This window comes from Methylopila musalis (assembly GCF_042679725.1).
Taxonomy (GTDB): Bacteria; Pseudomonadota; Alphaproteobacteria; order Rhizobiales; family Methylopilaceae; genus Methylopila; species Methylopila musalis.
Genome location: NZ_JBHTMX010000001.1, coordinates 1 through 19,964, shown reverse-complemented (window position 1 = coordinate 19,964; position 19,964 = coordinate 1). Strand labels below are relative to the sequence as shown.

Sequence of the window (19,964 nt, the reverse complement as noted above, 5' to 3'; positions counted from 1 at the left end):
AGGCGCCGTTCGATGCGGCGGCGGAGGCCGCTGTCCACCGGCCGCCTGTTCCGCCCACGCGCGGCGTCACCGGTCGGGTTCGCCCTGTTCGCCCATGCGGGTCGGCAGGTGGCGGGCGAGATGGTCCAGCACCGCCGTCACACGGGCCGGCCGCGGCCCGGACGACGGCGTGACGAGGTAGAGCCCGGCAGTCGCCATCCTCCAGTGCGGCAAGACCTTCACCAGGCGGCCGGTCGCAAGATCATCCAGGATCATGAATTCGGGCATGTGCGCCATGGCTCGACCTGCATGCAGCAGGGGGAGCATGGCGTCGCCGCTGTTGGTCGTGAGGATCGCGGGCACGTCGATCCGCACCTCCTCGCCGGTCTCGCTCACCAGTTTCCAGCGTTCGGCGGCGGAGAGCAGCGAATAGGACAGGCACGCATGCGCGCTGATGTCGTGCGGCGTCGCCGGCGCGCCATGGCGCGCGAGATAGGCGGGAGAGGCGACCAGGAAGCTGCGCAGATCGAACAGCCTGCGTGCGAGAAGCGTGGAGTCGCGGGGCCAGCCGATGCGCACCGCGACGTCGAAGCCCGACGCCACGAGGTCGGTCAGGGCGTCGTCGAGCTGAAGGTCGACGGTGACGTTGGGAAGCGCGTCATAGAGCCCGGGCAGCAGCGGCGCGATGTGGAGGACGCCGAACGACACCGGGGCCGAGATGCGCACCAGCCCCCGCGGCTGCGCCGATCCGGAGCGCGCCACGTCGTCCAGCGCTTCGGCGGCGCCCAGCAGCGACGACGCCTGCTCGACGAGCTCCAGCCCGGTCGGGGTGAGCGAGAGCGTCCGCGTGCTGCGGTGGATCAAGGCCGCTCCGAGGCTCTCCTCCAGGCGACTGACGGCTTTGGACACCGTCGCGGGCGACAGGTTCAGCTCGGCGGCGGCCGCCGAAAACGAACGCAGTCGCGCCACGCGGGAGAAGATCGCCCAGGCCTCGAAGTCCGGCACTCTGCTCATAATGGAAACTCAGTTTTCGCCTTGTTTCGATTGTTGAGCCTATTGGCTCGCTTATTCTTGACGAAAGTTCAAGGCGCGCGTGGCCCCGGCGAGGGCGCCGCCGCCCGCGCAGACGGGGATCAACGGATGCCGCAACCCTTCACCGGCCTGCATGGCGCGACGTCCCGCCGCCGCTTCCTCGGAGGCGCGCTGGCGTCCGTCGCGGCGATGGGCGTCTTCCCGGCGCTGTCGACCGGAGCGGCGGGCGCGCCGCCGCCGCCCGACGGGATCGGGACCGCCGGCCGCCGGACGCTGATCAAGGGCGGCCATGTCCTCAGTCAGGACGCGCAGATCGGCGATCTGACCGGCGACGTGCTGATCGAGGGCCGAAGGATCGTCGCGATCGCCCGTTCGATCGACGCGCCGGACGCCGCCGTGATCGACGCGATGGGTCGGATCGTGACGCCGGGCTTCATCGACACCCACCACCACCAGTTCGAAACCGCGCTGCGTTCGTTCCTGCCCAACGGCGTTCTGTTCGCGGACCCGGCCCGCGAGGGCGAGCCGACCTACGAAGCCGACATCCTGCACAGCTTCTCGAAGGTCTATCGCCCCGAAGACATCCACATCGCCCAGCTTTTCGCGGGGCTGAGCCAGCTCGACGCCGGCGTGACGACGGTGCTCGACGTGTCGCAGGTTCATCGGTCGCCCGCCCATTCGGACGCGCTGATCGAGGGGCTCGCCGCCGCCGGCCGCCGCGCGGTGTTCGGCTACTTCGAGTCCTACGGCGACAATTCGGCCTATCCGACGGACGCGCGCCGCCTGCGCGACGCCTTCTTCGCCTCCGACGACCAGCTCCTGACCATGCTGATGGGCGGCGAGATATACGTGTCCGGGATCGATCCGCTGGATCTGTGGAAGATCGGCCGCGACCTCGACCTTCCGATCGGCCTGCATGCGGTGGGCTATCCCCCGGTGCGCGAGGTCTTCGAAAAACTCATTCCGCACTTCACCGACCGGCACCTGTTCATCCACATGACCGAGATGCCCGACACGGTGTGGAGGGGCGTGAGGGACGCCGGCGCGCATGTCTCGCTCTCGGTGCCGATCGAGATGCAGATGCGCCACGGCATGCCGCCGATCCAGAAGGCGATCGACATGGGCCTGGCGCCGTCGCTCTCGTCGGACGTCGAGGTCACGATGACCGCCGACTTCTTCACGCAGATGCGGTCGACCATCACGCTGCAGCGGGCGCTCGCCAACCAGCTGACGTTCGACGCCGACGCGACCGACGTTCCCCGGCTGCTCACGGCGAAGGACGTTCTGGGCTTCGCCACCATCAACGGCGCCAAGGCCCTCGGTCTGGACCGCAAGACGGGGTCGCTGACCCCCGGCAAGGAGGCGGACGTCATCCTGCTCGACGCCACGGCGCTGAACGTGGCGCCGCTCAACAACGCGCCCGGGGCGGTCGTGACGCTGATGGAGCGATCGAACGTCGAAACCGTACTCGTCGCCGGTCAGGTCCGAAAGTGGAAGGGCGCGCTGCTGGGACACGACATCCCCGCGCTGCGCGACCGGATCACGGCGTCGCGCGATCACCTGTTCGGCGCGGTCGGTCGCGAGATCCCGCTCTACCGCTAGCGTCCACGGCGTAAGGCCGGACGCCGCCGAACCTCTTCGCAACAGATCAGGGTGCGCCATGCCGACGGCTGGGAACGGTCCGGCTTTTCCCGACGGCGTTCGGACGAGATCCCGGCGGATCGCGCGGGTCGCGCTCCTGGCGTCCGGCATGCTCGCCGCCGTTCCGGCCGTGGCTCAGGACGCGCCGGCGAAGGCGTTCGAGCGCCCGGGCTTTCAGCCGAACCGCTGGCAGGAGGACTGGTCGCCGCTCGCGGACGAGGCGTTGCGGACGCAGCCGTTCGACCGCTTCAAGTACATCCCGCTCAGCCCCGCCGATCCGCACAGCTACATCTCCTTCGGCGGCTCCGTGCGCGCCATCGTCGAGACCAGCGACGCGCCGCTGTTCGGGGTCTCGCCGTCCAATCCGCGCGACACCTACGGGCTGACGCGCTCGCAGCTCCACGCCGACGTCCGCTTCAACGCGAACTGGCGGCTGTTCGCCCAGATCTAGGACGTGCGCGCCATCAACAAGACGCTGGTGGCGCCGAACGACGCCAACAGGCTCGACCTGCGCATGGCCTTTCTCGGCCACGAGCGGCGGTTGGGCGACGGGACCTTCTCGGCGCGGATCGGCCGGCAGGAGCTCGATTTCGATCTGCAGCGCTTCCTGTCGTCGCGCGACGGCCCCAACGTCCGGCAGGCCTTCGACGGGCTCTGGATGCAATGGGACACGGGCGGCTGGCGCGTCATGGCGCTGGCGAGCCGCCCGGTCGAATACGGCGACGATCGCGCGTTCGACGACCGCTCGGACGACGACATCCGTTTTTCGGGCGTCCGCGTCGAGCGCCAGCTCTCCGCAACCTCGGAACTGACGTCCTACTACGCGCTCTATCAGCGCGAGGACGCCCTCTTCCTGTCCGCGACCGGCGACGAGACCCGGCACGTGTTCGACGTCCGTCTGGCCGGGACGCGCGCGGGCTTCGATTGGGACGTGGAGGCCATGGGGCAGCTCGGCGGCGTCGGGTCGGCGGACGTCGTGACGTGGGCGTTCGGATCGAGGACCGGCTACACGTTCCGGGACGCCCTCTGGTCCCCGAGGGCGGGGCTGGACTTCGACGTCGCATCGGGAGACCGCCGGCCCGGCGACGACCGGCTGGAGACCTTCAATCCGCTGTTTCCCAACGGCTGGTACTTCTCCCTCGGCGGACATACCGGATACGCCAACCTGATCCACCTGAAGCCGTCGCTCACGCTGAAGCCGGCGCCGAAGCTGACCGTCGTGACGGCGGTCGGGATGTTGTGGCGCCAGACCACCCGCGACGCGGTCTACACGCTGCCGAGCGTTCCCGTGGCCGGCACGGCCGGCGGGGGATCGTCCTGGACGGGCGCCTACTCCCAGTTGCGGATCGAATACGCGTTCACGCGCCATCTGACCGGAAACGTGGAGGCCGTGAACTACAGGGTCGGCTCGACGCTGCGGAGCGTGGGCGGTCGTGACAGCCGATATGCGCGCGCGGAGCTGAGATTCCTATGGTGATCGTCGGTCGCGGCCCCCTCGTGAGACAGGACGATCCGTCCTCCCGGCCTCCGCGTCGCCGTGCGGGCCGCGCCTTATCCTTCGCCGCCCCACAGCTCCGCGTCGCGCTTGAAATAGGCGATCAGCATCTCGGTCAGCACCCGCACCTTGCGCGAGGGGTGCGGGCCGGGCGGGCGCACCACATAGGCGGCGCCGGCGGGCGCGGGGTGGCGGCGCATGATCGGGACCAGCGCGCCGGCGGCGACGTAGTCGTGGGTGATGCAGTCCGGCAGCCAGGCGACGCCGAGGCCGGCCGCCGCCGCCGCCGCGAGCGCGATCGCGCTGTCGGCCTTGAACCTCCCCTGCGGCTGCACGGTGACGATGCGGTCGCCGTCCATGAAGCGCCAGGTCTCGGTTCCCTGCATGAGCGCCTGATGGGCGGGAAGCTCGTCCAGCGTCTCGGGCGCGCCGTGAACGGCGATGTAGTCCGGGCTCGCCACCAGCCGGCCGTGGATCGGCCCCACGCGCTTCGCGATCAGGTTGGAGTTCGCGAGATAGGCGCCCCGGATCGCGCAGTCGAACCCGTCCGCCACCAGATCGACGAAGCGGTCGCTGAAGACGGTGTGGATGTGAAGCTCCGGGTGCTGGCGGGCCATGTCCGCGAGCACGGGGGCGAAATGCGTCGGGCCGAAGGTCAGCGGCATGGCGACCCGCAGGCGGCCGCGCAGCTCGCCGTCGGGCGTGATCGTCTCCCGCGCGACGTCGATCTCGGCGAAGGCGCGGGCCGCGTGGTCCCGGAAGGTGACGCCCGCCTCGGTCAGCGCGGCGCCGCGGGTGGTGCGCGCCAGAAGCTGCACGCCGAGCTCCGCCTCGATCCGGAGAAGCCGCCGGCTGACGATCGACTTGGCGACGCCGAGCCGGCGCGCGGCGGCCGACACGCCGCCGGCGTCGGCGACCGTGACGAAGGTCCGCAGGTCTTCGGTGTCCACGGCGGCGTTCCTCGTATGGCGACACAGCGTGCCCGATTATGGCGCTATCTCGGCAGAAACCGGAACGCCAAAGTGCGACCCGCAAGCGACGCCAGACGGGCGCGCCTCCGCACACCAGCGCCGTTCCGGACGGCAGCAAAGGAAGCCGCGATGACACTTCGCAACGGCCTTGCGTCGCTTCTCCGCCCCGAGGACTCGGTCCTCGTCCTGATCGACCATCAGCCCTACCAGCTCGCGAACCTGAACAGCCACGAGCCGCAGATGGTCATCAACAACACGGCGGGTCTGGCGAAGGCGGCCAAGGCCTTCGGCGTGCCCACCATCCTGACCTCGGTGGTGGCCGCGCGGGGCGGGCTTCTGTTCCCACAGATCACCGAGGTGTTCCCCGACCAGGAGGTGATCGACCGCACCTTCGTGAACACCTGGGAGGACCCGGCGGTGGTGGACGTGGTGAAGGCCACCGGCCGCAAGCAGCTCATCATCGCCGGGCTCTGGACCGAGGTCTGCGTCGCCATGCCGGTGATCCACGCGCTCGGCGACGGCTGGGACGTGACGGTGGTCACCGACGCCTCCGGCGGCGTCTCGGTGGAGTCCCACGAGGTGGCGATCCAGCGCATGATCGCGGCCGGCGCCAATGTGATGACCTGGATCGCGGTGGCGGCCGAATGGCAGCGCGACTGGGCCCGGGTCGAGACCGCGCTCAAGCTGACGGAGCTGTTCGCCCAGCACGGCGGCGGCAGCGGCATCGCCTATCTGTGGGAGCAGCAGCTTCTCAACACGCCCGTGCCGCCCAGGGCGTGATCCGAACCCGCCGGCGCGGCGGGACGCGGGGCGTCGCGGCGGGTTTCCCCCGGTCCGCCCGACGCGACCGCGCGATCCCGCCGCGCCGTCGGACAATCCTTCGCGGAGCCCTTCGATGCCGTTTCCTCCCGCGTCGCATCCGTCGCTCACCCGGCGCGACGCCCTAATTTCAGCTTCGGCGCTTGCTGTGAGCGCCGCATGTCCGTTCGGCGCCGCATGGGCGGCGTCGCCCGTCTCCCTTGATTTTCCAGAAGGAACCAGCGCCATGAGCTTCGTCACCACCGACGACGGCGTGCGCATTTTCTACAAGGACTGGGGTCCGAAGGACGCCCGGCCGATCGTGTTCCACCATGGCTGGCCGCTCAGCTCCGACGACTGGGACGCGCAGCTGCTGTTCTTCCTGTCGAAGGGCTATCGCGTGGTGGCCCATGACCGGCGCGGCCACGGGCGCTCGGATCAGGTGGCCGAGGGCCACGACATCGACCATTACGCGGCCGACGCCTTCGCGGTCGTCACGGCGCTCGACCTCAAGAACGCGGTCCACATCGGCCATTCCACCGGCGGCGGCGAAGTGGCGCGCTATGTGGCGCGGCACGGCGAGCCCGCGGGCCGGGTGGCGAAGGCGGTCCTCGTCGCCGCCATTCCGCCGCTGATGCTGAAGACCCCCGACAACCCCGAGGGCACGCCGAAGGAGGTGTTCGACGGCTTCCGCTCGGCGCTGGCGGGCAACCGCGCGCAGTTCTTCCGCGACGTTCCGGCGGGCCCGTTCTACGGCTTCAACCGTCCGGGCGCGACCGTGCACGAGGGCGTGATCCAGAACTGGTGGCGGCAGGGCCTGATGGGGAGCGCCAAGGCGCATTACGACGGCGTGAAGGCCTTCTCGGAGACCGACCAGACCGAGGACCTCAAGGCCATCTCCGTGCCGACGCTGGTGCTGCACGGCGAGGACGACCAGGTGGTGCCGATCGCCGCCTCCGCCCTGAAGGCCGTGAAGCTGCTGCGGAACGGGTCGCTGAAGACCTATCCGGGCTTCTCCCACGGCATGCTGACGGTGAACGCCGACGTGCTGAACGCCGACCTGCTGGCCTTCGTCGAAAGCTGACCGGGCCGTCGGGCGGCCGGGCGACCCCCGGAGACGTCGGCGCAAAGAGTGCAGTCATGAAAGCCGCGTTTCACGATCGTCCCGGCCCGCCGGACGTGCTCCGCTACGGGGACGTGCCCGATCCGGTCTGCCCGCGCGACGGCGTGCTGATCCGGGTCGAGGCCGTCGCCATCGAGGGCGGCGACCTCATCAACCGCGCGTCCGCGCCGCCGCCCCATCCGTTGTTCGTGGGCGGCTACGCGGCCGCGGGCGAGGTCGTCGCGGTCGGCGAGGCGGTGTCGGATCGCCATGTGGGCCAGACGGTGACGAGCTTCGATCTCGCCGGCTCGCACGCCGAACTGCGCGCCGTCGCCGCCGGCCAGACCTGGCCCACGCCCCATGGGCTGTCCATGGCCGCCGCCGCGGCGCTGCCGATCGCCTTCGGGACCGCGCATCAGTGCCTGTTCACGCGCGGTGGCCTGAAGGCGGGCGAAACCGTGCTGATTCAGGCGGGCGCAGGCGGCGTCGGCCTCGCCGCCATCCAGCTCGCCCACCGGGCCGGCGCCACCGTGCTCGCGACGGTTTCGGGGCGGGAGAGGGCGGAGCGTCTCGCGGCGCTCGGGCTCGACCACGCCATCGACCACCGCGCCGCCGACGTGGTCGCGGAGGTGATGCGGCTGACGGACGGGCGCGGCGCGGATCTTGTGGTCGACCCCGTGGGCGCCACCTTAGGAACCTCGCTCGCGGCGCTCCGGCCGGAAGGCCGGCTCGTCTTCGTCGGCAACGCCGGCGGCGGCGGGCTCGACCTCGATCTCTGGCCCGCGCTGCAGGCGAACCAGTCCCTGTTCGGCGTCTACATGGGAACGCAACTGGCGACGCCGGAGGTTCACCGCGCGGTCGCCGACCTGCTGGAACGGGCCGCGTCCGGCGAGCTGACGGTGGTCGTGGACCGGACCTTCCCGCTTTCGGCGGCCGCCGAGGCCCACGCCCACGCCGAGGGCGGCGACGTGCTCGGGCGGGTCGTGCTCGTTCCCTGATCCGCCCGCCGGAACCCCTGCGACAATTGAAAGGACACGCACATGGACAAGCCAGAATTCTTCATCACGCCGGGCTACGGCGAGCGTCTCTACGACCTGCTGCACTATTCGCAGGCGGTGAAGATCGGAAACCGCGTGGAGATCTCGGGGCAGGGCGGCTGGGACGACGCGCTGACCATTCCCGAGGATCTGGAGCAGGAGATCGTGCGGGCGTTCCGCAACGTGGGACGCACGCTCGCCGCCGCCGGCGCGGGCTGGGAGCACGTGGTCCACGTCAACTCCTACCATGTGGGTGGTTTTCCGCCGATCGTGAACGAAACCATCTCGCGCTTCTACCGCGAGCTGATGCCCGATCATGGGCCGATCTGGACGCAGACGGGCGTCACGGAGCTCGGCCTGCCGACCATGCGGATCGAGGTCCGCGTCACGGCCATCCTCGTCTGACCCCCGAGAAAGGAGAGCCATGATGACGGTGCGCGCCTTCACCCTCGCCGACGCCACGCTGGAGCGCTCGCCCGGCCAGGACGCGGACGTGTTCGTGGGAAATCTGGTGGACGAGCGCGACGGCGCGCCGGTCACCATCGGCTACGGGCGCTACGGACCGGGCGTGAGCCTCGCCGAGACCATGGCGGTCGACGACGTGATGATCGTGCTCGAAGGGCGGCTGACGGTGGAGAGCGACGCGGTCGCATTGGACGCCGGCCCCGGCGCCGTCGTGCACATGCCAAAGGGCGTGGCCGTCACCATCCGCGCCGGCGATGAGGGCGCGGTGACGGCCTATGTCACCTATCCCCACTGGCGGCCCGCCCACGCGTGACGAACCCGCGCGTCATGATGCACGCGGGGGGCCTCCCTCTTAACGTCATGCCCGCGCCTTCGCGCGTGTATCCATGACTTGCCTTGGGCTCAGGCGTCGATGTCCAAGTCGTGGATGCCCGAGACATGCTCGGGCATGACGGTTGAGGCTGTTTTACGCGGGCGCTTTCATGCCGCCCGGGACTATCCGCGGCGCATGACCCCCCGCACGTCATGCCCGCGCCTTCGCGCGGGTATCCACGAATTCTCGCCGGGCGCGAGCGTCGACGTCCAAGTCGTGGATGCCCGAGGCAGGCTCGGGCATGACGGTTGAGGCGGTTTTACGCGGGCGCTTTCATGCCGCCCGGGACTATCCGCAGCGCGTCACCCTCTCCACGTCATGCCCGCGCCTTCGCGCGGATATCCATGACTTGCCTTTGGCTCAAGCGTCGACGTCCAATTCGTGGATGCCCGAGACAGGCTCGGGCATGACGGTTGAGGCGGTTTTACGCGGGCGCTTTCATGCCGCCCGGGACTATCCGCGGCGCGTCATCCTCTCCACGTCATGCCCGCGCCTTCGCGCGGGCAGCCACGACTTGCCTCAGGCGCAAACGTCGGCGTCCAAGTCGTGGCTGCCCGAGGCAGGCTCGGGCATGACGGGTGGAAGCGGGGTTACTCTGGATTTGTGTCCCGGAGTCCTCGTGCGCGCGTCATGCGGTGCGCCCTGCGGCGGGGCCTGCCATGATCGACGCGTCGCCTCGGCACGATGGAAGGGTAAGGCCATGCGCGTGACGACCGTCGCCATCGCCGGGTTCGGGAGCGTCGGGCGCGCCGCGGCGGGCCTGCTCCTCGCCCGCCGCGAGCGCTTTCGCCTCCTCTACGGAACGGAGGTCCGCCTCGTCGCGGTCTGCGGCTCCCGGTCCGGACTGTTCGACGCCGGCGGACTGGAGGGCGACCGGCTGGAGACGCTGGAGCCCGGCCTGTCGGGCCCCGGTGTCCTGCTCGCGAGCGGGCCCGACCTCCTGATCGAGGCCGGCCCGACCGACTACCGCGACGGGGAGCCCAGCCTGTCCTATCTCCGGGCGGGCCTCTCCGCGGGCTGCGACGCGGTGGTGATCTCCAAGGGCGCGCTGGCCCGCCACGGACGGGAGTTGCGCGCGCTGGCGGCCGCCTCCAACGCGCGGCTCAAGGTCAGCGGCGCGGCGGCGGCGGCGCTGCCCGCGCTCGATCTTCTCCAGCACAGCCTGCTCGGCTCGACCGTGACGCGGCTCGAGGGCGTGCTCAACGCCACCACCAACTTTCTGCTCGACGCCATGATGACGCGCGGGATCGGCTTCGACGCGGCGCTGAAGGAGGCGCAGGCCGGCGGCTTCGCGGAGGCCGACCCGCGCAACGACACCGAAGGCTGGGACACCGCGGCGAAGCTGCTGATCCTCGCCACCTTCGGGCTGGGTCTCGATCTCGACCTGGACGACATCGACGTGACCGGCGTCCAGGTCGTGACCGCCGACCACATCGCGGCGTGGCGGGCGGAGGGCCGCGTTCCCAAGCTGATCGGAAGCCTCGGCTTCGGCGATGACGGCCCGCGGGCGGAGGTCGCCGTCCGCGCGCTGCCGCTGGACGATCCGCTGGCGCGGGTCGGCGGCAAGACCAAGGCGGTCCGCGTCACCACCGACGCCATGGGCGAAACGCTCGCGATCGGCGGCGGCCGCGAGCCGCTCGCCACCGCCGCCGCGGCGCTGAAGGACGTGGAGCATATCCTGAAAGAGCGCGCCGCCGCCTGACGGCGCTGGGGCGCGCGGGTCATGACGGGCTCCGCCGTCACGGTGGACGCGGGGCTCGACGCGTGACGGCCCGAACCGTGCTCACGCCTGCGCCGCGGCCAGCTCCGTCGCAAGCTCGGCCATCAGGGTCCGCAGCCAGCGATGGGCGGGATCGCGCCGGTAGCGCACGTGCCAGCCCATCTCGACCGGGAACGTGCCGAGATCGACCGGCGCGGGCAGCACTTTCAGCCGTGGGTCCCGCTCCAGCACGCGGCAGATCAGCTTCGGCAGCGTGGCGCAGTAGTCGGTCACGGCCAGCATCTCAGGCACGGCCATGAAATGGGTGACGGAGACCGCCACCTCGCGCTTCAGCTTTTGGCGCTCCAGCGTCTGGTGCAGGCCGACGCGCAGGCGGCCCGGCGGCACCACGTTCACATGCTTCAGCCGCTCGTAGGTCGCGCGGGTCAGCGTCGCTTGAGCGTCCGGATGGTCCGCCCGCAGCACGCAGGCGAGCCCGTCGTCGATGAGGTGTTGGATCACCAGATTGTCCGGCGGATCGACGAGGCGGCCGAACACCATGGCCGTGTCGCCCGAGACGACGCCGGTCTCGGCCACATCGGTGCTGAAGGGCGTCAGCCGGACGCGAACGCCGGGCGCGAGATCCCTCAGCCGGCTCACCAGCGGCGGCATCAGCACCAGCTCGGCGTAGCTGTTGGGGGCGAACGTGAACAGGCGCTCGGCGGCGGCGGGGTCGAACGCCTGATGCTCCAGCACCAGCGCGTCGAGCTGCGCCAGCGCCGCTTCCACCGTCGGGGCGATCTCCTCCGCGAGCCGGGTCGGCTTCACGCCGTAGCGCTCGCGGATGAACAGCGGGTCGCGCAGCGTGTCCCGCAGCCGGTTAAGCGCGTTCGACAGCGCCGGCTGGGTGATGCCGAGCCTGAGCGCCGCCCGCGTGACGCTGCGCTCCTCCATCAGGGCGAGGAACACCGGCAGCAGGTTCAGGTCGTATTTCATCGAGATATAATGCGAGGCCAATATCTGAAATCAAAGATGTAAATTTCTTGAATGACTTGGAAGCCGCCATAGTCGGGCTCTAACAGGCGGCCGGCTCCCCTGGCCGCCGCTGATCGAAGCGCCGATCGCGGCGCGCAAGGCATGGAGAGGTCCGATGAAGGTTCTGGTGGTTCTCACCTCGCACGACACGCTCGGCGACACGGGCAAGAAGACCGGGTTCTGGCTGGAGGAGCTGGCCGCGCCCTATTACGCCTTCCTCGACGCGGGCGCCGAGATCACGCTGGCCTCGCCCAAAGGCGGCCAGCCGCCGCTCGATCCGAAGAGCGACGAGCCCGCGTCCCAGACCGACCACACCCGGCGCTTCAACGCCGACGCGGCGGCGAAGGCCCAGCTCGCGGCGACGGTTCGCCTCGACAGCGTGGACCAGAGCGATTTCGACGCCGTGTTCTACCCCGGCGGGCACGGCCCGCTGTGGGATCTGGCGGAGGACGAGAGCTCGATCCGGCTGATCGAAGCCTTCGTCGCCGCCGGCAAGACGGTCGGCTTCGTCTGCCACGCGCCGGGCGTGCTGCGCCGGGTGAAGAACCCGGACGGGACCCCGTTCGTGAACGGCCGCTACGTGACCGGCTTCACCAACAGCGAGGAGGCGGCGGTCGGGCTCGAAAAAGTGGTGCCGTTCCTGGTGGAGGATGAGCTTCTCGGCCTCGGCGCCATCTTCTCCCGGGTGAAGGACTGGGGCTCCCACACGGTGGTGGACGGCCCGCTCGTCACCGGCCAGAACCCGGCCTCCTCGGAGGAGGCGGCGCAGGCGCTGATCGCGGCGCTCGGTCAGGCCGGCCGCGTCACCGCCTGACGCCCCGGCTCGCGGGAGCCGGCGCGGCGCGCGTCAATAAAGCGGGCGGGCGGCCATCTCGCATCCGAGCAGCAGCAGCGCGATCAGGAAGCCCCGTCGGAAGGCGGCGGGGCTGATCCGGTCGCGCACCCGCTGGCCCGCCCACATGCCGCCGAGCGCGGGAAGAACGGCGAGGGCGGAAAGCAGCGCCTCGTCGGCCCGGAACGCGCCGTGGGCGCCGAGGCCGAACGCGAGCGCGACGGTCGACGCCGTGAAGGACAGGCCGAGCGCCTGCACCAGATCGTTCTTCGGCAGATTGAGCGCCTGCAGATAGGGGACGGCGGGAATGACGAACACGCCGGTTGCGCCCGTCACGAGCCCGGTCGCGCCGCCGACGAGCGGCGACAGCGCGCGCTCCATCCGGGGCGGAACGCGACACTGGCGGCCGAACAGCGTGACGCCGGCGTAGAGCGCGAGCGCGATTCCGAGCAGGCCAGTCGTCGTCTCCGCGTCGCCGCGCGCGATCCACGCGGCGCCGAGCACGGTCCCAAGCGCGATCGCGAGCAGCATCGGCCACAGCCGCGCCGCCAGCGCGCCCAGTCGCGGGCCCGCCATCAGCTGCCAGACATTGGTGACGAAGGACGGTGCGATCAGCAGGCTCGCGGCCGCGAGCGGCGACATGACCGCGCCGAGCAGGCCCATGGCCACGGTGGGCAGGCCCATGCCCGTGACGCCCTTCACGAGCCCGGCGGCGAAGAAGGTGACGAAGACCCAGAGGAGAGTGACAAGCGAGACGTCCGACATGGGGGCCGAGCCTAGCGGCCCGCCCATGGTCCACAATGCGGAACCAGCCGGGCCAGACTTCGGCTGGTCCGAAGCCTCGCCGCGCGCTAGCCTTGCGCTCCATGCGCTTCGACGTGACCGATCTCCGACTGTTCGTGGCCGTCGTCGACGCCGGCAGCATCACCCATGGCGCGGCGGAGGCCGGGCTGTCGCTCGCCGCCGCGAGCGAGCGCCTGCGGGAGATGGAGGCGGCGGGCGGCGTCCGGCTGCTCGACCGGGGCCGGCGCGGCGTCACGCCGACCGAGGCGGGCGAGGCGCTCGCCCACCACGCCCGCGCGATCCTGCGCCAGATGACGCAGATGCGCGGCGAGCTCGGCCGTTACGCCAAGGGCCAGCGCGCGAGCGTGCGCGTTCTCGCCAACACCGTCGCCCTGACGGAGATCCTGCCCGGCCGGCTCGCGCCGTGGATGGCCGCGCACGCGCATGTGGACGTGGAGCTGAAGGAGCGGCAGAGCGTCGACATCGCCCGCTCCATCGCGTCCGGCTTCGCCGAGATCGGCGTGCTGTCCTGCGTCGCCGGGACGGAGGGGCTCGTGCTGCGGCCGTTCGCGCGCGACCGGCTGGTGGCGGTGGTGGGCCCCCACCATCCGCTGGCGGAGCGGGCGGCGGTGCGTTTCGCCGATCTGCTCGACGAACCGTTCATCGGCCTCGCCGAGGGCGCGCTGTGGCGGCATGTGGAGGCGCAGGCGGCGGCGCTCGGCGCGAAGCTCAAGCTGCGGGTGGCGCTGCGGGATTTCGACGGCGTCTGCCGCATGGCGGGGGCGGGCGCAGGCGTCGGCGTCGTGCCCGAGACCGCGGCCCGGCGCCTGCGGCGGTCGACCGGGATCGCCGTCGTCCGGCTCGAGGACGCATGGACCATGCGCCGCTCCGCGGTCTGCGTCAGGGACGAGGCGGCGCTGACGCCGGCGGCCCGGAGCCTGTTCGAGCATCTGACGGCGCAGGGCCGCTAGCCCCGCCGGATCAGGCGAGACCTTCCTGCGCCAGCGTGCGGCGGACGGCGGGGCGGGCCAGCGTCTTGTCCATCAGCCGCGCCCAGGTCGGCCAGTCCGCCGCCATAGCGAGGCCGATGCGCCGGCCCCAGAGCCAGAACACCACCAGATAGGCGTCGGCCACCGTGTAGCGGCCGGGGACCGCCCAGTCGCGTCCGTCGGACAGCACGCGCTCGATGTGGTCGTAAGCCGCGCGGATGTTGGCGAGCCCCTTGGCCTTCACCGCCTCGTGCAGCGCGGGATCGTCCACGAAGCGGTGCGGGCGCCAGAGCTGGCTGTAGCCGACGCCGTGGAGATCGATCGCGATCCAGCTGAGCCATTCGAGGCAGCGGGCCTCGCCGGCCGCATCGGGCGGCAGCAGCTCCGCCTCGGGATGGCTGCGGGCGAGAAACAGCAGGATGGCGATCGTTTCGGTCAGCAGGTCCGGCGCGCCGCCGGCGCCGCCCGGCACGCCCGTGAGCGCCGGTACGCGGCCCTTGGGGTTGAGCGCCAGATAGTCCGCGGCGCCCGTGCCTTCGCCGTTTTTGGCCGAGCGGATCTCCGCCTCATAGGGCGCGCCGATCTCCTCCAGCACGATGTGGGTGGCGAGCGAGCAGGAGCCCGGCGAATGGTAGAAGCGATGCATGGAGCGTCTTCCGGGTTACGAGGGGAGGACGCGCTCCGGCCAGGGGTTGCGGCCGTCGCGCAGCCAGAGGAGCGCGTCGCGCCAGAAGCCCGGCGCGTGGCTGTCGTGGAACAGGCTGAAATGGCCGATGGCGTCGCGGCCGTAATCGGCGGGCTCGAGCAGAACCGCCGTCCGTTCCGCGCCGGCGTAACAGTCGAGCGTGCGCCGCACGGCCGCCGGCGTGCCGAACTCGTCGTCGGAGACGGAGACCGCGAGGATCGGCGCCGTGACGGACGCCATGCGGGCGAGCGCGTCCGCGCGTTCGGCCGGCGGATGGCTGCGCTCGAACCGGGGGCCGCGGAAGCTCCACTCATAGGCCACGCCGGCGGGCAGGTCCTCCAGCCAGCCGAGCCGCCGGCCGGGGAAGTACCCGCACGCAAAAGTCAGCGCCGGCATCGCCATATGCCAGCGCAACAGCAGGGCGAGCCGGCGCCGGGCGGCGTAATCGCCCCACCAGGCGTATTGCGCGCCGACGGTGAGCATGCGCGCGATCCGCGGCGCGCTCGCGGCGAGGCCCGGCAGGAAGCCGCCGATGCTGTGGCCAACCACCAGCAGCCGGTCGCTCCGCCCCCGCTCCGCGACGAAGCCGATCGCGGCCTCCATGTCGCGCTCGCCCCAATGGCGCCAGCGGTAGCCGCTACCCCTCAGGCGCGCGGGCCGCGACAGGCCGACGCCGCGGTAGTCGTAGGTGAGGACGTCGAAGCCGTTCGCGGCGAGAAAGCGGGCGAAGCGGTGGTAGTAGCGGGCGAGGACGCCGGTGGCGGGATTGACGATGACCACGCCCAGCGGCGCGTCGCCCTCCGCCCGCCAGAGATGGCCACCGAGCCGCACGCCGTCGCCGCAGACGATCTCGACCGCTTGGGCCTCGATGGGCGGGGTCCCGGCGCTGTCCGGGGTCGGCGAGGGATCGCGCATGTCCGAAACGTGTCAGGTCGAAGGAGAGGGGACGGCCCCCATATCACCCCGGCCGCCGGGCTTCTATTCCGGCGTCCAGGTTTTGGCCTCGGAGCCGGCCGGGTAGTAATAGCCGTTCGGGATCGACTGAAGCTCGATCAGGCCGCCCCAGGGCGGGCGCACATAGACGCTGCCGTTGCCGTCCGTGTCCTCGTGGCGGGAGTTGTCATGGACCTCCGATAGCGGCTCCGCCCCGGCGGCGACGATGCGCGCCAGCGCGCCGTGGATGTCGTCGCAATAGACGGAGATGTGGTTCCAGCCGCGATCCTCGAGCCCGAGCGGACGGGCGGGATCGGCGGTCTCCACCTCGAAAATCTCGATGTTTGGCCCCTGTCCGATCCGCATCAGGCGCTGGCGCACCACGCGGGCGCCCTTCGACAGGCCGAGCTGGCGCTCCACCTCGGCCCCCTCGCGCGGTTCGTCCTCGCGGGTCAGCCCGTCGTAGCACCACTGCGCCCCGAGGCCCTTGGCGAGGAAGTCGCTGGCCGTGTCGAGATCGTCGACGGTCAGTCCGATGTGGTTGACGCCTCTGGGAAGCGGTCCGTACGCGTCGCGCGCCATGTCTGTCAGCCCTCTCCGTCGCGCCTTTTCCGATGGGCGCTTAGACGAAAGTGGAAGCCGATCGCGCCGGGACAAGCGCCGGGCGCCCTGAAAAGCCGTGAGGCTATGGGGCCGTCCGCTCATCGCTCCAGATCAGCCGGGGCGGCCGCATGCGCGCCGGCGCCGCGAGGGCGAGCGCGTGGGAGGGCGTCGGGCGCAGGCGCCAGAACCGCCAGCGGGCGGGGTCGTCCGGACAGCGGTCGGTGACGTGGAGGGCGGGGGCGGCGCCCGCGAGATCGAAGGCGAAGCTGTCGAGCGGCAGCGACAGGCCGAGCCCTCGCGCCTTGGCGTAGGCCTCCTTCAGCGTCCAAAGGGCGAAGAAGGTTTCCAGCCGGTCGGCGGGCGCGGTCGCGGCGAAGGCCGCGGCCTCGGGCGGCGCGAACACGGCCGGCGCGAGAGCCTCCGTGTCGAGGACGCGGCTCACGTTCTCCACGTCGACGCCCACCTCCCGCTCGCGCGAGACGGCGAGCGCCACCAGCCCGTCGGTGTGGGAGAGGTTGAACTCCAGTCCCGCGCCCACCGGCTCCGCCACATGGGGCCGGCCATGGGCCCCGGCCGCGAAGCGCCACGCCTCGGGCGGGGCGGCGTGGTAGCGCGACAGCGTCCGGCGCAGCAGGAGGCGGGCGGCGAGGAACTGCGCCCGCGCGCCGGGCGCGACGAAGCGGCGCCAGCGCTCGCGCTCGTCGTCGCTGAGGAGGTGGAGATCGGCCTCGTCCTCCGAGCCGGGCGCGGACGGGACCGCGAGCCACAGGTCGATCCTGTCGTCCGCCAGCGCGGCCGCGGACAGGTCGTCGGGGTGTGGCGGGATCATCGAGGTGGCGGGCGCCAGTGTCAGATCAGCTCGTCTTCCGGCATGGGCTCGTCGGCCCTCATCGGCAGGCGGACGAGGACCACCGTGCCGGCGCCGACCGAGGAGCGGATGCGCATGGCGCCGCCGTGGAGCTCCGCGAGCGAGCGGGAGATGGCGAGGCCGAGGCCCGAGCCCTTGTGGCTCTTCGAGAACTGGCTCTCCACCTGCTCGAACGGGCGGCCGAGCTTGGGCAGCGCCTCCTTCGGGATGCCGATGCCAGTGTCCTCGATGTAGAGGTTCATGGCGCCGCCGACCGCGCGGGTGCGCACGGTGATGCGGCCGCCGGCGGGGGTGAACTTCACCGCGTTTGAGAGCAGGTTGAGCAGGATCTGCTTCAGCGCCCGGCGGTCCACCTCCACGGTGACGCCGGTGGCGGCCTCGGCCCGCAGCGCGATCGACTTCTCCTCGGCCCGGGGCGTGATGACGCGCATGGCGTCCAGCACCACCTTGTCGATGTCGATGGTCTGGCGGGAGATGCCGAAGCGGCCGGCCTCGATCTTCGACATGTCGAGCACGTCGTTGATGACGTCGAGCAGATGCTGGCCGCTCTCACGGATGTCGCGGCAGTATTCGTAGTATTTCTCGGAGCCGAGATCGCCGAACATGCCGGACTCCATGATCTCCGAGAAGCCGATGATGGCGTTCAGCGGCGTGCGGAGCTCGTGGGAAATGTTGGCGAGGAAGTCGGACTTGGCCTTGGAGGCGCTTTCGGCCTCGCTCTTCTGCTCGGCGTATTTCTCGGCAAGATCGGCGAGCTGCTGGGCCTGCACCTCCAGCGTCTGGCGGGATTTGCGCAGGTCCGCCACGTTGGCGATCAGCGCGCGCTCGCTCTCCATCAGCCGCTCTTCCTGCCGCTTGAGCGAGGTGATGTCGGTGCCGACCGAGACGAAGCCGCCGTCCTTGGTGCGGCGCTCGTTGATGTGGAGCCAGCGCCCGTCCTCGATCTGGGCGTCGTAGGTGCGGGCGCCTTCCTCGACGCGGCCCTCGGGCTTCACCGGGGTCACGATCACCGGCTGGCGGCCCGCGGCGATGATGTCGTCGCGCCGGGCGCCGGGGAACACGGAGCCCTCGTTCAGCTCGTAGAGGTGCTGGAACTTGGAGTTGCACATCACGAGGCGGTTGTCGCTGTCCCACAGCACGAAGGCCTCGGAGATGGTCTCGATGGCGTCGCGCAGGCGCATGTCGGCGGTGGCGGTGCGCTCGGCCAGGGTGCGCTGCTCGGTGACGTCGACGCAGATGCCGATCAGCCGCGGCCCGTCCTCGCCGGCGTTGCGCACCAGCTCGCCGCGGGCGCGCAGCCACATCCACTCGCCGCGGGCGTCGCGGATGCGGAACATGCGGTCGATGGTGGTGGTGGCGCCGCGGGCGATCTCGTCGGCGAGGGCGTAGAAGTCGCTGTCGTCCGGGTGGATCAGGGCGTTGAACTCGCCGAAGGAGATCAGCGCGTCCCGGGCCGGATAGCCCATCAGCTCGAACAGCGAGCGCGACCAGAAGATGCGGCCTCGGGCCACGTCCCAGTCGAACAGGCCGCAGCGGCCGCGGGCGAGCGCCGTGTCCACCCGCTGGCGCATGTCGTCATTGGCGCCGGCGGCGCTGCGGGCGCGGGCCGCCTGCCAGTGGAAGGCGAGGCCGAGCAGCGCGAGCGCGACCGCGCTGGCGCCGAGCAGGGTGATGCTGGTGCGGGCGCCCGCGCGCCAACCATCCAGCGCGGAATCGACGCTCTGCACCAGCGCAACCTGCGCGGCGCGGCCCTGGGCAAGGCCCCGCACGGTCGCGAGCGCCGTCTCGCCGCTCGGCAGGGTCAGCGTCATCACGCCGGCGCGCTCGCCGAAGGTGGTCAGCGGCTGGGCGGCGCCGAGCAGGGTCACCAGATCGTCGGGCAGGGCGCCTTCGGGCGCGCCGAGCGCCGCGATCACCCGGCCGCCTTCGTCGGCCACATAGGCGCGGCGGCCGCGCTCGGCGATCTGGCGGGGGAGGGCGGCGGTCATGGCCTCGGCCATGGCGGCGTCGCCGCGGCCGGACAGACGAGGCATGTCGTGAGCGGCGACGGCGGCCAGAAGTTCCAGCTCGTCCGAGGCGGAGCGCAGGGCGGAGGAGCGCACCTCGATCGTCTGCAGCGCGGCCGCGGCGCCGATCAGCAGCAGAAACAGTCCGATCATCGCCGGAACGAGCCGTCGCAGCACAGGCTCGATCTGAGCGGCCTGCGCGGCGTCGATCTTCAAGACTTGAAGAAATCTCGTAACGCCAAGACTACGCACAGGCGTTTCTGCCACGTCGGCGCGCGCCATCGCAGAGTCCTTCCGGTCGAATTGTAGTGAAGTCGAACCGGAGATGAGCCGCACGAACCGAATCGACTTCGCTATTAGAATCAATGCGGAGCGTGTCTGTCCAGCACGAATTAACCGGCGATTAATTACTTCCGGGGCCCGTCCGCGAAACGTGAGTCCGCAGAGTCACTTGGGGCCGAGGGCTCTCTGGATAAGTTCGGGGACGACGCAAAGGCCGCGTGTGGGAGCGGCCCCGGAACCGGCGCCGAGGCGGCCCGGACGCCCCCCGCGCCGGGCGATGACGCACGGGCGCGGGGGGGGCGTGGTTCGTGAGGCGAGGTGGGGCGCCCCTCAGCCCAGCGCGCGGCGGACGATGT

18 protein-coding genes and 1 pseudogene are annotated in these 19,964 nt (G+C 71.0%); 10 read left to right on the top strand and 9 right to left on the bottom strand.

The genetic code is table 11. From position 1 onward, the window contains the following. Positions 1–66 precede the first annotated feature (66 nt). Complete coding sequence (locus tag ACFQ4O_RS00095) at positions 67–993, bottom strand: LysR family transcriptional regulator (protein ID WP_378773522.1); 927 nt, start codon at positions 991–993, stop codon at positions 67–69. A 126-nt stretch (positions 994–1,119) separates the two neighbouring features. Between ACFQ4O_RS00095 and ACFQ4O_RS00090 the strand changes: the two genes are divergently transcribed. Further along, positions 1,120–2,613, top strand: a complete 1,494-nt coding sequence (locus ACFQ4O_RS00090; RefSeq protein WP_378773520.1) for an amidohydrolase family protein — start codon at positions 1,120–1,122, stop codon at positions 2,611–2,613. Between the two features lie 58 nt (positions 2,614–2,671). After that, positions 2,672–4,129 (top strand): annotated as a pseudogene (locus tag ACFQ4O_RS00085) (alginate export family protein). A 74-nt stretch (positions 4,130–4,203) separates the two neighbouring features. Here ACFQ4O_RS00085 and ACFQ4O_RS00080 read toward each other — a convergent pair. Further along, positions 4,204–5,097, bottom strand: a complete 894-nt coding sequence (locus ACFQ4O_RS00080) for a LysR family transcriptional regulator (protein ID WP_378773518.1) — start codon at positions 5,095–5,097, stop codon at positions 4,204–4,206. 150 nt (positions 5,098–5,247) lie between these two features. Between ACFQ4O_RS00080 and ACFQ4O_RS00075 the strand changes: the two genes are divergently transcribed. The 6 genes from ACFQ4O_RS00075 (at position 5,248) to ACFQ4O_RS00050 (ending at position 10,595) form a co-directional block, all read left to right on the top strand. Continuing rightward, a complete protein-coding gene (locus ACFQ4O_RS00075) occupies positions 5,248–5,898 on the top strand; it encodes a hydrolase (protein ID WP_378773516.1) in 651 nt (216 codons plus the stop codon). Positions 5,899–6,163: 265 nt separating this feature from the next. Further along, positions 6,164–7,000, top strand: a complete 837-nt coding sequence (locus ACFQ4O_RS00070) for an alpha/beta fold hydrolase (protein WP_378773515.1) — start codon at positions 6,164–6,166, stop codon at positions 6,998–7,000. A 56-nt stretch (positions 7,001–7,056) separates the two neighbouring features. Further along, a complete protein-coding gene (locus ACFQ4O_RS00065; protein WP_378773513.1) occupies positions 7,057–8,016 on the top strand; it encodes a quinone oxidoreductase family protein in 960 nt (319 codons plus the stop codon). Between the two features lie 42 nt (positions 8,017–8,058). Next, positions 8,059–8,460 (top strand): RidA family protein, encoded by a 402-nt coding sequence (locus ACFQ4O_RS00060; RefSeq protein WP_378773512.1) that lies wholly within the window; start codon positions 8,059–8,061, stop codon positions 8,458–8,460. 22 nt (positions 8,461–8,482) lie between these two features. Beyond that, entirely contained in the window at positions 8,483–8,833 is a 351-nt protein-coding gene (locus ACFQ4O_RS00055; RefSeq protein ID WP_378773639.1) for an ethanolamine utilization protein, read from the top strand. Positions 8,834–9,593: 760 nt separating this feature from the next. Next, complete coding sequence (locus ACFQ4O_RS00050) at positions 9,594–10,595, top strand: homoserine dehydrogenase (RefSeq protein ID WP_378773511.1); 1,002 nt, start codon at positions 9,594–9,596, stop codon at positions 10,593–10,595. A gap of 81 nt (positions 10,596–10,676) precedes the next feature. Here the strand turns inward: ACFQ4O_RS00050 and ACFQ4O_RS00045 are convergent, their stop codons facing one another. Further along, positions 10,677–11,588 carry a LysR family transcriptional regulator gene (locus ACFQ4O_RS00045; protein ID WP_378773638.1) on the bottom strand — a complete coding sequence of 304 codons (912 nt, stop codon included), beginning with the start codon at positions 11,586–11,588 and terminating at the stop codon, positions 10,677–10,679. A gap of 154 nt (positions 11,589–11,742) precedes the next feature. Between ACFQ4O_RS00045 and ACFQ4O_RS00040 the strand changes: the two genes are divergently transcribed. Then, the gene (locus tag ACFQ4O_RS00040) at positions 11,743–12,441 is read left to right on the top strand and encodes a type 1 glutamine amidotransferase domain-containing protein (protein WP_378773510.1); all 699 of its coding nucleotides are present in this window, start codon (positions 11,743–11,745) and stop codon (positions 12,439–12,441) included. 33 nt (positions 12,442–12,474) lie between these two features. Here the strand turns inward: ACFQ4O_RS00040 and ACFQ4O_RS00035 are convergent, their stop codons facing one another. Further along, a complete protein-coding gene (locus tag ACFQ4O_RS00035; protein ID WP_378773509.1) occupies positions 12,475–13,224 on the bottom strand; it encodes a sulfite exporter TauE/SafE family protein in 750 nt (249 codons plus the stop codon). A gap of 101 nt (positions 13,225–13,325) precedes the next feature. On the opposite strand from ACFQ4O_RS00035, the gene ACFQ4O_RS00030 reads away from it, so the two are divergent. After that, positions 13,326–14,213: a LysR family transcriptional regulator gene (locus ACFQ4O_RS00030; RefSeq protein WP_378773508.1), complete on the top strand. Its 888-nt coding sequence runs from the start codon at positions 13,326–13,328 to the stop codon at positions 14,211–14,213. A 10-nt stretch (positions 14,214–14,223) separates the two neighbouring features. On the opposite strand, the gene ACFQ4O_RS00025 is transcribed toward ACFQ4O_RS00030, so the two are convergent. The 5 genes from ACFQ4O_RS00025 to ACFQ4O_RS00005 all read right to left on the bottom strand — a co-directional run bounded on the left by ACFQ4O_RS00025 (position 14,224) and on the right by ACFQ4O_RS00005 (position 19,542). Next, the gene (locus ACFQ4O_RS00025; protein ID WP_378773507.1) at positions 14,224–14,877 is read right to left on the bottom strand and encodes a glutathione S-transferase family protein; all 654 of its coding nucleotides are present in this window, start codon (positions 14,875–14,877) and stop codon (positions 14,224–14,226) included. A gap of 15 nt (positions 14,878–14,892) precedes the next feature. Next, positions 14,893–15,831 (bottom strand): alpha/beta hydrolase family protein, encoded by a 939-nt coding sequence (locus tag ACFQ4O_RS00020; RefSeq protein ID WP_378773506.1) that lies wholly within the window; start codon positions 15,829–15,831, stop codon positions 14,893–14,895. 63 nt (positions 15,832–15,894) lie between these two features. Continuing rightward, positions 15,895–16,431: a VOC family protein gene (locus ACFQ4O_RS00015; RefSeq protein WP_378773505.1), complete on the bottom strand. Its 537-nt coding sequence runs from the start codon at positions 16,429–16,431 to the stop codon at positions 15,895–15,897. 103 nt (positions 16,432–16,534) lie between these two features. Further along, the gene (locus tag ACFQ4O_RS00010) at positions 16,535–17,281 is read right to left on the bottom strand and encodes a 4'-phosphopantetheinyl transferase family protein (RefSeq protein ID WP_378773504.1); all 747 of its coding nucleotides are present in this window, start codon (positions 17,279–17,281) and stop codon (positions 16,535–16,537) included. Positions 17,282–17,301: 20 nt separating this feature from the next. Then, positions 17,302–19,542, bottom strand: coding sequence for a PAS domain-containing sensor histidine kinase (locus ACFQ4O_RS00005; protein WP_378773502.1), 2,241 nt, complete (start codon positions 19,540–19,542; stop codon positions 17,302–17,304). Positions 19,543–19,964 lie beyond the last annotated feature (422 nt).